At 62.9% G+C, this 11,864-nt stretch carries 9 protein-coding genes; 3 read left to right on the top strand and 6 right to left on the bottom strand.

Translation table 11 applies throughout. The features are described 5' to 3' along the window. The coding region (locus KBA48_RS29555) for an FCD domain-containing protein (RefSeq protein ID WP_292912278.1) at positions 1-200 on the top strand (200 nt) is incomplete at its 5' end. An 88-nt stretch (positions 201-288) separates the two neighbouring features. Here KBA48_RS29555 and KBA48_RS29560 read toward each other — a convergent pair. The 4 genes from KBA48_RS29560 to KBA48_RS29575 form a co-directional block, all read right to left on the bottom strand. Further along, positions 289-1,437 carry a cellulase family glycosylhydrolase gene (locus KBA48_RS29560; RefSeq protein ID WP_292912279.1) on the bottom strand — a complete coding sequence of 383 codons (1,149 nt, stop codon included), beginning with the start codon at positions 1,435-1,437 and terminating at the stop codon, positions 289-291. A gap of 97 nt (positions 1,438-1,534) precedes the next feature. After that, positions 1,535-2,692: an aldose epimerase family protein gene (locus KBA48_RS29565; RefSeq protein WP_292912280.1), complete on the bottom strand. Its 1,158-nt coding sequence runs from the start codon at positions 2,690-2,692 to the stop codon at positions 1,535-1,537. Between the two features lie 14 nt (positions 2,693-2,706). Then, entirely contained in the window at positions 2,707-3,561 is an 855-nt protein-coding gene (locus KBA48_RS29570) for an SMP-30/gluconolactonase/LRE family protein (RefSeq protein ID WP_292912281.1), read from the bottom strand. Further along, positions 3,561-5,414: an IlvD/Edd family dehydratase gene (locus tag KBA48_RS29575; RefSeq protein ID WP_292912282.1), complete on the bottom strand. Its 1,854-nt coding sequence runs from the start codon at positions 5,412-5,414 to the stop codon at positions 3,561-3,563. Before KBA48_RS29575 ends, KBA48_RS29570 begins: the two co-directional genes overlap by 1 nt. Before the next feature lie 402 nt (positions 5,415-5,816). Here KBA48_RS29575 and KBA48_RS29580 point away from each other — a divergent pair, with 402 nt between their 5' ends. Continuing rightward, positions 5,817-8,588 (top strand): TonB-dependent receptor, encoded by a 2,772-nt coding sequence (locus tag KBA48_RS29580; RefSeq protein WP_292912283.1) that lies wholly within the window; start codon positions 5,817-5,819, stop codon positions 8,586-8,588. A 103-nt stretch (positions 8,589-8,691) separates the two neighbouring features. On the opposite strand, the gene KBA48_RS29585 is transcribed toward KBA48_RS29580, so the two are convergent. After that, on the bottom strand, positions 8,692-9,645 hold the full coding sequence (locus KBA48_RS29585) for a formylglycine-generating enzyme family protein (protein WP_292912284.1): 954 nt from the start codon (positions 9,643-9,645) through the stop codon (positions 8,692-8,694). Positions 9,646-9,869: 224 nt separating this feature from the next. Here KBA48_RS29585 and KBA48_RS29590 point away from each other — a divergent pair, with 224 nt between their 5' ends. Further along, entirely contained in the window at positions 9,870-11,432 is a 1,563-nt protein-coding gene (locus KBA48_RS29590; RefSeq protein ID WP_292912285.1) for a sulfatase, read from the top strand. A 5-nt stretch (positions 11,433-11,437) separates the two neighbouring features. On the opposite strand, the gene KBA48_RS29595 is transcribed toward KBA48_RS29590, so the two are convergent. Further along, positions 11,438-11,578: a hypothetical protein gene (locus KBA48_RS29595; protein ID WP_292912286.1), complete on the bottom strand. Its 141-nt coding sequence runs from the start codon at positions 11,576-11,578 to the stop codon at positions 11,438-11,440. Positions 11,579-11,864 lie beyond the last annotated feature (286 nt).

Genomic DNA, 11,864 nt, shown 5'->3' on the forward strand with positions numbered 1-11,864 from the left:
TCGTGACGACGGCGCTGCGCACCTCGATCCGCTTCACCAACCGGATCAAGGGCAGGACGGCCAGCGTGGCGGACCATACGGCCGTGCGCGACGCGATCGCCGCCGGTGACGCGGACGCTGCCCGCACTGCCATGCGCCACCTGATTGCCGACGTCCTCACCCTGATCGACCAGGCCGAGGCCAAGGGCGCCGCCATCTGACGCGGCGGCGCGGTTGCTCAACCTCTCCTGACCGGGTGGCCGGCGCCGGCCGACAGGGCCGCGGCCACCATCAGCCAGCGCCGGCGGATCACTTGGATGCCCCTGGCACGACACCCTTGGGTGCTGCGGCCAGCCGCTTGATCAGGTCGGTCTCGGCGGCGCGGTAGGGCTTGCCATCGGCGCGAAACACCTCATGGAACCAGATCGTCGGTTCGTCATAGGTGTAGGGCTTCTTCCAGCTATCCCAGGGCAGGCGCGTCTGGGTCTTGCCATCCACGAAGCCCCAATTATACATGCCGACATTGTATTTCTTGGCGATGGGCAGAGAGCCATCAAAGGTGGAACCGTTACCACGCGCCATATATTCAGTGCCGAGCACGGGGCGACCGTGACTGAGCATCTGTTTGACTCGCTTCTCGAAAGTCTCGGGCCAGCTATAATCGTGGAAGGAATTCACGTCCGATTGGGTGAGCTGGGTGCGTTCGATCTCATCGACCTTGTCCAACTGATCCCAATGATCGCCGATCCAAACTCCCGACGTCAGCGGCTGGGTCGGATCGGCGCTGCGGGCCCATTCATAGACCTGCGGTAGCAGCAGGGCGACATACTTGTTCTTCTCCGGGGTGGGAGCATAATTGCCGCCGCCTTTGTTGTTGGGCTCGTTCCAGACATCCCAGACCACGATGCGCGGATCCTTGGCGAAGGTGCCGACGATGTCCTTCACATAGGCTTCCAGCTTGTGATACTGGCTGGCGTCCTTCAGGCGGGCCTCGCCCGGCGCCTGCACCCAGCGGGAATTATGGACACCGGGGATCGGCGGGCTTTGCAGGCCATAGACCGGGTTGGGGTCCCAGCAACTGTCGAACAGCACAAACATGATGCGGATCTTGTGCTTCTCGGCGATGTCGAGAAACTGCTTCATCCGCTTCTTCAGACCCTCGGCGTCATTTTCCCACAGCAGGTTGTGCAGGAAGACGCGCATCGTGTTCATGCCGATGCCGGCCGCCCAGGCCAGTTCCTTGTCAATGGTGGCCGGGTCGAACGTCGCCTCGTGCCACATCTCGATCTCGTTGACGGCAGAGCCGGGATTATAATTGGCACCGATCAGCCAGGGCTGCTTCTCGTACCACTTGTTGGCCTGTTCCTTGGACCATTGTTCGCGTGCGTCGGCCGGCGCCACGACGCCGACGGCCAGCGCCATGGCAACGGTGGCGAGCAGGAAAGTGCGACGAATCATGTGTTTCCCCCATTTTGGGCTTGTTCCGGTTCACGGTGAACCGATCTGGCGGCGGCTGCCACCGCCCGCCGGATGATGAATGGCGTTGCCGTTATGGTCAGTTGGCGTTCGCGGGCAGGTTGGTGAGCAGGCGATAGGTCATGATATTGCGGTAGGTCTGACCCGGTTCCAGGCGGGCGCTGGGAAAGCCCTTCTGGTTGGGCGCGTCGGGGAAGTTCTGCGGCTCCAGGACGATGGCGTCGCCCATGCGGTAGATTTTCTTCGACTTGCCATGGCTGGTCCCATCCAGGAAATTGCCTGAATAGAATTGCACACCCGGCTGGTTGGACCACAGTTCGAACCCACGGCCGGAGCCGGGGTCCACCACGCGGGCCATCAACTGCGGGTCCTTGGGCGGCGTCTTGCTGACCACCCAGTTATGATCATAGCCGCGGCCGAAACGGATCTGTTCGTCCGACGCCTCACGCACACGCTTGCCCACCGGTTGCGGCGTGCGGAAATCGAACACGGTTCCGGCCACAGGGCGGAATTCGCCCGTGGGGATGGAGCCGGCGTCGGTGGGCAGATAGGTCTCGGCCGGAATGGTCACCAGATGCCCCATCGCCCCCGCCACGGCGCCCTCGCCCAGCAGGTTCCAATAGGCGTGATTGGTGATATTCACGATGGTCGGCTTGTCCGTGACGGCGCGGTAATCGATGGTCAACTCGTTGGTCTCGCTCAACGAATAGATCGCATCGACGGTCATGGTGCCGGGATAGCCCTGATCGCCGTCGCGGCTGATATAACGCAGGGTGACGGACGCGGTGGTGCCCTCGCTCACCGACTTCACATCCCACAGGACCTTGTCGAAACCCTGTGTGCCGCCATGCAGCGAGTTGGCGCCATTATTGACGGGCACCTGATAGGACTGTCCGTCCAGCGTGAAGCGGCCGGCGGCAACGCGGTTGGCGAAGCGCCCCACGGTGGAGCCGAAATATTGCGGTTGTGCCAGATAATCACCGATATTGTCATAGCCCAGTGCCACGTCGGCGGCCTTGCCGTCCCGGTCGGGCATGATCACCGATTGCAGGGTGGCGCCATAGGCGATGATGCTGGCTGACACACCCTTGTCGTTGCTCAGTGTGACGGAGGCCACCTTCCGCCCGTCCGGCAAGGTGCCGAAGGTCGATTTCTTCGCCGTTGCCGCCTCGGCGCTGCCGGCCATCAGGCAGGCGGCTATGGCCGTGGACAGAAGCAGGGCACTTTGTTTCGACATGGTTCTCCTCCCTCTCAGTCGCGATACATCTGGGTCGGACGGCCGCGGCAGCCGGGATCGACCTCGAACAGGGCTCCGCCAGCCGGTTCATCGACATCGACGGCGGCGGAGGTGACAAACAGCCGGTCCAGGTCCGGGCCGGCGAAGGTGCAGCTTGTGATCTGGCTGGCGGGCAAGGTGATCGACCGGTCCCGCTTTCCGCCGGGCGTGAAACGGGTCACGCAGCCGGCACCCCAGCAGGCGACCCACAAGCCGCCATCCGCGTCGAAGGTCATGCCGTCGGGATGGCCCCATCCGGCTTCGAAGCGGATGAAGGGCTGTCGTTTGCCTAGCGTGCCATCCTCGCGGATATCGAAACGGAAGATGGTGTCCAGGGCCGTGTCGGTATGCAGCAGGAACCGGCCGTCCGGGTCGATGGCGGGACCGTTGGCGATGCTGTACGGCCCGTCCACACGGGTGATCGCCCCATCGGGGTCCAGCCGGTGGAAGGACCCGGTCGGCCGGTCGCAGGTGATGGGAACGCTGCCGAACCAGACGCGGCCCGCCATATCGGCCTTGGCATCATTCAGCCGATTGCCCCGGATACCGGCATCCACCGATCCGATCACTTCCCGCCGGTTGGCGGGCAGGTCCAGCCGTACAAGGTCAAGCCCGATGCCGGCCACGAAGCCGCCCGCCGCCCGCTCGATGATCCAGGCCGCATGATCAGGCTGTTCAAAGCTGACGACGGCGTCATCATCCAGCGACAGGCGGTTGATGCGCCGGCCCAGGATGTCTACCCAGTAAAGGGCATTTTCCCGCGCCGACCACAACGGCCCTTCGCCCAGAAGGTCGCGCCGGTCGCGCGCGATGATCCGCGCCGCGGACATCAGTGGCTGTCCCGTGGCAGGCCGCGCGTCTGGGCGATGCGTTGATACTTCACCGCCAGTTCGATGACGGCCCCGCCTTCGAATTGCCCCGTGATGTTGCGGTGGATCTCCTGCCAGGGCGTCTGGGAGGCGGGCATATAGTCGGGCGGACCTTTCAGATCGGCCCGGCGGCGGGCCAGTTCCTCCGGCGATACCAGCATGTCGGCGCTACGGCGTGCCAGGTCGATGCGGATACGGTCGCCGGTGCGGACCAGGGCCAAGCCGCCGCCCACCGCCGCTTCGGGGGCGGCGTTCAGGATGGAGGGGCTGCCGCTGGTGCCCGATTGCCGCCCGTCGCCCAGGCAGGGCAGGGCGTGGATGCCGGCCTGGATCAGGGCGGCGGGGGGGCGCATGTTCACCACTTCCGCCCCGCCCGGATAGCCGATGGGCCCCGCCCCGCGCATGATCAGGATCGACCGCTCATCGGCGCCCAGGGCGGGGTCGTCGATGCGGGCATGGTAATCCTCCGGCCCGTCGAAGACGATGGCCGTGCCTTCGAACGCTTCCGGGTCGTCGGGATTGGACAGATAACGCGCCCGGAATTCCGGGGAGATGACGCTGAGCTTCATCACGGCATTGTCGAACAGGTTGCCCGACAGCACGGTCAGGCCGGCCGCCGGCTTCAGCGGATCGGCCAGGGTGCGGATGACGTCGGCGTCGGATGTGTCGGCAGTTCCCACATTCTCCGCCAGCGTCCGGCCATTGGCCGTGAGGACAGAACCGTCCAGCATGCCGGCGCGCAGCAACTGCCCCATCACGGCCGGCACGCCGCCGGCGCGATAGAAATCCTCGCCCAGATAGGTGCCGGCCGGCTGCAGGTTGACGATCAGGGGCACGTCGACGCCATGCTGTTCCCAATCCGCCAGGGTCAATTCCACACCGATATGGCGGGCGATGGCGTTCAGATGGATGGGTGCGTTGGTCGAGCCACCGATGGCGGAATTGACGCGAATGGCGTTCAGGAAGGCCGCCCGCGTCAGGATGTCGGACGGCTTGCGGTCGGCCTTGACCATTTCCACGATCTGCAGGCCCGTGCGATAGGCGTTTTCCTGACGGTCGCGATAGGGAGCCGGGATGGCCGCCGATCCCGTCAGCGACATGCCCAGCGCCTCGCACAGGGAATTCATGGTCGTGGCCGTGCCCATCGTATTGCACCAGCCCGTCGACGGGGCCGAGGAGGCCACCAGTTCGATGAAGCCCTTATAGTCGATCTCTCCCGCCGCCATCATCTCGCGCGCTTTCCAGACGATGGTGCCGGAACCGGTGCGCTCCCCCTTGAACCAGCCGTTCAGCATCGGGCCGACCGACAGGGCGATGGCGGGAATGTTGACCGTGGCCGCCGCCATCAGGCAGGCGGGCGTGGTCTTGTCGCAGCCGATGGTCATGACCACCCCGTCCATCGGGTAGCCATAGATCGATTCGACCAGGCTCAGATAGGACAGGTTGCGATCCAGTCCGGCGGTCGGGCGCTTGCCGGTTTCCTGGATCGGATGCACCGGGAACTCAATGGCGATGCCGCCCGCGTCGCGTATGCCCTCGCGCACGCGTTTGGCCAGCTCGATATGGTGCCGGTTGCACGGGACAAGGTCGCTGCCTGTCTGGGCGATGCCGATGATGGGACGGCCGGATTGCAGCTCTTCCAGGCTGATGCCGTAATTCAGGTAACGTTCAACATAAAGCGCGGTCATGTCCGGATTGTCCGGATTGTCAAACCATTGGCGCGACCGCAGTGCCCGACCCGAAGGTTTGGATTTTTCGCCCACGCTGATTACCCCTTGGAACTTGGCGCACCACAGAAGGGCCGCCCTTATCATTTCATGGCTGGTTACAGATATCGCCGATATGGTCAAATTGGAAGCATATATATCAGATAAAATGGATGCCGATTTCCGTCGAAACGGCTGCCGCGGCGCGTCGGGGGCGGGGGGCATTCCCCTTCATATTGTGATTTTGCGGGACCGTAGGCAGGTGCCGCAAAACGTATTTCGTAGCATTAGCGTGGGTTAAGGTGGGGTGGTTGGCCTTGTGGGGTGGATACGGGGCGACCGGTCCATCCTGTGATGTCCGAACCACAATGCAGAAGTCTTCATCTTATTTGTCAGATTTATATTGACTTGGTCGGTGTGGCGCATGCATTCGTCATCCAACGACGCGCCGGATACCGGGGGTAAGCGGTGCGCCACACACAGCAAGTATATGAGGGGGAGGAGAAGCAAATGAAGCTCCATCTGCTGGGTGCCGTGTCCGCAACGGTGCTGATTGTAACTGTTCCCGCCGTCGCGCAGGATGCCGGCTCCGCTGCCCAGTCGGACATGGTGCTGGAAGAGATCATCGTCACCGGCGTCCGCAAGTCCATGGAGCGGGCGGCGGAACTGAAGCGCGACGCCGTGCAGGTTGTGGACAGTGTCGTGGCCACCGATATCGGCAAGCTGCCCGACCCGACCGTGGCGGCGGCGCTGCAGCGTGTTCCGGGCATCCAGGTCCAGAATGATCGCAACAACGAATTGTCGAATGTCCGCATCCGTGGCCTGACCGACATCCTGACCACGCTGAACGGCCGCGAGGTGATCACCACCACCGGCCGTGGCTTCGATCTGAAGGATGTCCCGGCCGAGGCGCTGGCCCGCATCGATGCGTTCAAGTCGCAGACCGCTGACCAGATCGAAGGCGGCGTGGCCGGGGCCATCGACCTTCGCCTGAACCGTCCGTTCAATTTCCGTGAGCCCACCCTGGTGGTGACCGGTCGCCAGAACCGTGCCGTCAATGCCAAGGCCTGGAACCCGCAGGTCGGCGGCCTTGCCGCCTATAAGACCGACAGCCCCATCGGCGAAATCGGCGGTCTGCTCAGCGCCACCTATTCGAAGTCAGACACGATCCGCGCCGTCAGCAATCTGACGGAACGTCGCTATGGCGGCGTGGCACCGCTGAACGCGCCCGGCATCCTGGTGCCGCAGGTGTTGCAGAATATGCCCGACGTGGGCGAGGTCACGCGCAAGCAGGTGAACGGCTCGCTGCAATGGCAGGCGACCCCGACGGTCCAGGCCTATGTCGACGGTCTCTATACTTATTTCCGCAGCACGACGGGCTTTGCCGGGTTCAACCCACAGCCTTTCACCAATAACAGCCAGATCAGCGAGATCACGCCGAGCGATTATTGCTTCGACGCCCGCGTCAATGCCAGCGGCACCAATCCCACGCTGATCAACAATGCCGACGGCACCAAGTCGATCCAGCCCTTCACGGTGCAGCGGGTCTGCGAGCTGCAAAGCGCGCGGTTCAACAATGTCGTCGTGAACCAGAATTCCTCGTCCAACCAGATCACCCAGCGCAACAAGATGGTGGCTGGCGGTCTGGAATATGATGATGATGGCACCAAGGCGGTGTTCGACATCGCCTACCAGACGTCCGACTCCTTCAACGAGAATTTCAACGCCGAAGTGGGCCAGCGCATCCCCACGGTGTTCGTGCAGTTCGACGTGAAGAACGGCCCGACCTTCGAGATGGACCCGTCCATTCCGCTGTCGTCCACGAATGTGTCGTTGCGCAACTCGATCAACCAGAATTTCACGCTGGGCAAGGGTGAGTTGTTCCAGTCGCGGGCGGATGTCGAGCACGAGTTCGACAGCATCCTGTCCAAGGTGAAGGCCGGCGTCCGCTATGCCGAGCGCGATGCCCGCCAGCAGCAGGTGGAGCAGACCAACACGGTCCAGTCCATTGGCTTCGGCAATATCGGCACGGCCACGGAATCCACGGCCCGTCTGATCTCCTCTCTGGGTCTGTCCCCCGATTTCCTGGCGCCCATCGGCAAGGCCCCGCGCCTGAATGGCGGGTCGGAATTCCTGGGCGTCAACCCCGCCTATCTGCGCTCCGAAAGCGGCCGTAACGAGTTGCGGGCCCTGTTCAAGCTGCCGCTGAGCCAGCCGGGCTATGAGCCCACCAAGGAATTCAACGCCAACGAAAAAACCTATGCCGGTTATGTCGAGGGCGGGTACGAGATCCCACTGGGCGACATTACCCTGGACGGCGTCGTCGGCACCCGCGTCATCCAGACTGACCGCACCATCAAGGGCTTCAAGCGGGAAGGCACGGGTTTCGTTCCGGTCTCGGCGGATACGTCCGACGTCGATGTGCTGCCCTCGGCCACCGCGCGCTTCCAGTTCCCGGACTCCTTCCAGACCCGCTTCAGCTATTCCCGTTCCATTCGCCGTCCGGATTTTGCGTCGCTGAATCCGACGGAATCCCTGACGCTGGTCGGCAATGTGTTCCTGCTGAATACCGGGCAGCGCGGCAATCCGGACCTGCGGCCGCAGAAGTCCGACAGCTATGACGTGACCGCCGAATATTACTTCGACAGCGGTTACATCGCGGCGACCGGCTATTACCGGTCGATCAAGGACCGCGTGGTGACCTCCAACACGCAGGAAACCATCGCCGGCCTGAACTATCTGATTTCCAGCCCCCGCAATGTCGGCTCCGTCGACCTGAAGGGTATCGAGATCAGCAGCCAGTACTTTTTTGATTTCCTGCCGGGTGCCTTCTCCGGCTTCGGTGTGCAGGGTGCCTTCACGCTGGCCGATTCCGAGATCAAGGGCGACGATCCCCTGGCCGGCAACCCGCTGGTGGGCGTGTCCAAGTACAATTACACGACAGGCCTGCTGTACGATAAGTTTGGTCTCAGCGGCCGCCTGATCTGGACCTACCGGTCCAAATATATCGACGCGGACAACACGGGCGGCGTGCAGTTGCGGCCCTTCGACAGCGCCCGCGTGAACGAGGCCTATGTGCCGACCCTGCTGTCCTACGCGCGCGCCGCCGGGCGCCTGGATTTCAGCGTCGGATATGACATCAACGACCAGTTGCGCGTCGATGTCGGCGGTACCAACATCCTGCGCAGCAAGACCACGATTTATCGCGGGTCGGAGCGTATCAACTTCGCGCATTTCGGTGACGAGACCGTCTACACGATGGGTGTGCGTTACAAGTTGTGATGCCGATGGCAGGGCGGTCGGGCTTCGGTCCGGCCGCCCTGATCAAAATAAAAAGCGCGCCGGCCTCAATGGATGCCGGCGCGCTTTTATTTTGCGCGGGAGATCACTCCCGGATGATGCAGCGGAAACCGATATGGCTGGTCGGGCTGTCGATGGATTGCGGGTGGCGCGCGGCGGGGCGGTAGCGTTGACAGTAATTGGGCGCACACAGATGCGACCCGCCCTTGATCACCTTGCGCCCCATCCTGGTGACGTCATAGGGATCGACGCTTTCGCGCAAGGTGGCACCCCGTGGATTGTCCACGGCGCAGCATGCCTTCACGGGCTTGCGTGGGTTGGTGCCGTACCAGTCATGCGTCCACTCCCAGACATTGCCCACCATGTCATAGAGCCCATAGCCATTGGCGGGAAAGTGGCCGACAGGCGTCGTGCGGAAATTACCGTCTGGTTTCAAGGTTTGATGGGGGAAGGTGCCTTGCCAATAATTAGCCAGGATGGTGCCATCGGGCGCCAGTTCGTCTCCCCAGGCATATTCTTTCTCCTCCAGTCCGCCGCGTCCGGCGAATTCCCATTCCGCCTCGGTCGGCAGGGCTTTGCCGGCCCATTTCGCATAGGCCTCGGCGTCGGTATAGGCGATCTGGACCACGGGATGATCCTCCAGCCCGTCGATGCTGCTATCCGGACCCGTCGGGTGGCGCCAATCGGCACCCGACACGAAAGCCCACCATCGGCCATGATTATCGAGTGGGACCGGATGCGGCGTCTTCTGAAACACCGCCGATCCCGCCACGGCCAGGGACGGGTCCATGCCGGGATACAGCTTTGGATCGGGCGGCAGTTCCGCGAAGGTGCGATAGCCGGTGGCCGCGACAAAGGCCGCGAACTGCGCGTTGGTGACGGGTGTCGTATCGATCCAGAACGGATTGACCCGTACCCGGCGTCGCGGCTTCTCCTCCGGATAGAATTTGTCGGACCCCATCATGAACACGCCGCCGGCCACACGGGTCATGCCGGCGAAGCGGGCATTATGGGTTTCGGTGCTGGGATTGTCCGACATCGGCTTCATTCTCCTGTCACTGCATGGGCCCTGACGGCTGCGTTGGTTGCACGAAGACCCGGCCATTCCATAGCATCTGCGTCCTCGACGCCGCCATTACAGGTGCGATCCCGCGTGCGGGAATGAAGGGTGGGCGGCCGGAGTGTTGCGTCGTGACTTGATTAATAGGATTTATATGTCTTTATGGGGCAAGGCAAGAATGACAATGAATAGGGGGGAAGTGGATGTGCAACCTGACACGCCGGCGCTTGCTGGGCTCTGTCATGGCGGGTGCCTTGCTGGGCGGCTTCACCGGACGCATGGCGATGGCCGCCACCGGTCCGGCGAAGGCCACGGCCGGCAAACGGCGCAATATCCTGTTGATCCTGGTCGACGACCTGAAGCCGCTGATCGGTGCTTATGGCGACCGTCTGGCGATCACACCAAATCTGGACCGCTTAGCCGCGCGCGGTACGCGGTTTGATGCGGCTTACGCGAACGAGGCGGTCTGCGCGCCCAGCCGCATCAATCTGATGACCGGTTCGCGCTCCACCTCTACCGGGATCTATGATTTCGGCATGAACCTGCGCGATACCATTCCCGATGCCGTGACCATGCCCCAGCATTTCCTGGCAGCGGGGTATCGGACCGAAAGCATGGGCAAGGTTTACCATATCGGCCATGGCACCAAGGACGACAAGGCCGGCTGGTCGGTGCCGCACCATAAGGACAAGCTGATCGAATATGCGGAGGCTGCCAGCACGGGCGGTGTGCCGACACAGGAGGAGGCGCTGTTCGAGGAGGTTCCCAGCGACGATGGCGACCCCTTCGCCTATGCCCGCACGCTGGCCAAGGGTGCGGCGTGGGAAAAACCCGATGTCGCTGATGATGCCTATGCCGATGGCCGCACCGCCGACTATGCGATCGGCAGGCTGCGCGCGTTGAAGGGCGGCAATCAGCCCTTCTTCCTGGCGGTGGGCTTCGCGCGGCCGCACCTGCCATTCTCGGTGCCCAAGCGTTATTGGGACATGTACGACCCGGCCCGCCTGCCCCTGGCCAGTTTTGAGCAGTTGCCGGAAAGCGCGCCGCGCTATGCCGGCAAGGTCGGCGGCGAGATCGAGGCCTATCGCGAGGTTCCCGTCGGTGTCGCCGGCAAGGATTTCCCCGAGGCGCTGAAGCGCACGCTGATCCATGGCTATTACGCAAGCGTCACCTATGTCGACCGGCAGATCGGCAAGGTGCTGGACGAACTGGATCGCAGCGGGCTGGCGCAGGATACGGTCGTTGTCCTCTGGGGCGATCACGGCTTCCATCTGGGTGACCATGGCCTGTGGACAAAACACACGAATTTCGAACAGGCGACGCGCATTCCACTGATCTTCGCCGGTCCGGGCGTCGCGGCTGGCAAGGTGACGGGGCAGTTGACCGAAACCGTCGACATCTTCCCGACCCTGACGGCGCTTGCCGGTGCGGGCGCACCTTCCGGCCCGCAGCCAAAGGACGGCATGAGCATGGTGCCGGTCCTGATCGATCCGGCACGCCGGGTTCGCGATTATGCCTATCATTGTTATCCGCGCGGCGAATGGCTGGGAGAGGCGATCCGCACCGACCGGTATCGCCTGGTTCGGTGGAGCAACGAGCGCTCGGGTGAACGCAGTTTCGAACTGTACGATCTGGTCGCCGACCCGCAGGAGACGCGAAACCTTGCCGATACAGAACCTGCTGTGCGCGACCGTCTCGCCGCCATCCTGGCAACGCATCCCCCTGCCAAGCCTGTAAAGCCGAAGAAAGCGCGCAAGGCCGGTTGATCCGGTCATGGGGAGGACATCACCAGGCGGCAGAGCAGCATGAAACCTTGGAAAAGCCATGCAGTGACGCCCGTGTTCCAGTGCCCGGTGACGTAAAGGGCGATGATGACGACGACCGCCACCAGGCGCCCGATCTGCGCCATCATGCAGTCAATTTGACACATATATCTTATTAATGATCTTGCTTGGCCTGGAGGGGCGAATTATACCTCAATCATGAAAGCTCCTTATGATTTGCTAAGGAAGGTTTGATTTTGGCGAGCGAACTGACGGCCGTTGGCGGGGAAGAGAAGTCCGAGCTGGGTCGGAACCTGACCTATGGCTTGCTGGACAATCTGGGCCGGGCGATCGTGACGGGCCGCTATCACCACGAAGCGTTTCCGACGGAGGCGGAGCTTGCCAAGCAGCATGGTGTGAGCCGTTCTGTGACGC

Origin of the sequence: Niveispirillum sp., assembly GCF_017996735.1 — a bacterium.
Taxonomy (GTDB): Bacteria; Pseudomonadota; Alphaproteobacteria; order Azospirillales; family Azospirillaceae; genus Niveispirillum.

Excerpts from the sequence above, each read along its gene's own strand:
- KBA48_RS29560 (WP_292912279.1), bottom strand. The coding sequence starts at position 1,437 with ATGATTCGTCGCACTTTCCTGCTCGCCACCGTTGCCATGGCGCTGGCC.
- KBA48_RS29585 (WP_292912284.1), bottom strand. The coding sequence starts at position 9,645 with ATGTCGGACAATCCCAGCACCGAAACCCATAATGCCCGCTTCGCCGGC.
- KBA48_RS29595 (WP_292912286.1), bottom strand. The coding sequence starts at position 11,578 with ATGATGGCGCAGATCGGGCGCCTGGTGGCGGTCGTCGTCATCATCGCC.
- KBA48_RS29570 (WP_292912281.1), bottom strand. The coding sequence starts at position 3,561 with ATGTCCGCGGCGCGGATCATCGCGCGCGACCGGCGCGACCTTCTGGGC.
- KBA48_RS29590 (WP_292912285.1), top strand. The coding sequence starts at position 9,870 with ATGTGCAACCTGACACGCCGGCGCTTGCTGGGCTCTGTCATGGCGGGT.
- KBA48_RS29575 (WP_292912282.1), bottom strand. The coding sequence starts at position 5,414 with ATGATAAGGGCGGCCCTTCTGTGGTGCGCCAAGTTCCAAGGGGTAATC.
- KBA48_RS29580 (WP_292912283.1), top strand. The coding sequence starts at position 5,817 with ATGAAGCTCCATCTGCTGGGTGCCGTGTCCGCAACGGTGCTGATTGTA.
- KBA48_RS29565 (WP_292912280.1), bottom strand. The coding sequence starts at position 2,692 with ATGTCGAAACAAAGTGCCCTGCTTCTGTCCACGGCCATAGCCGCCTGC.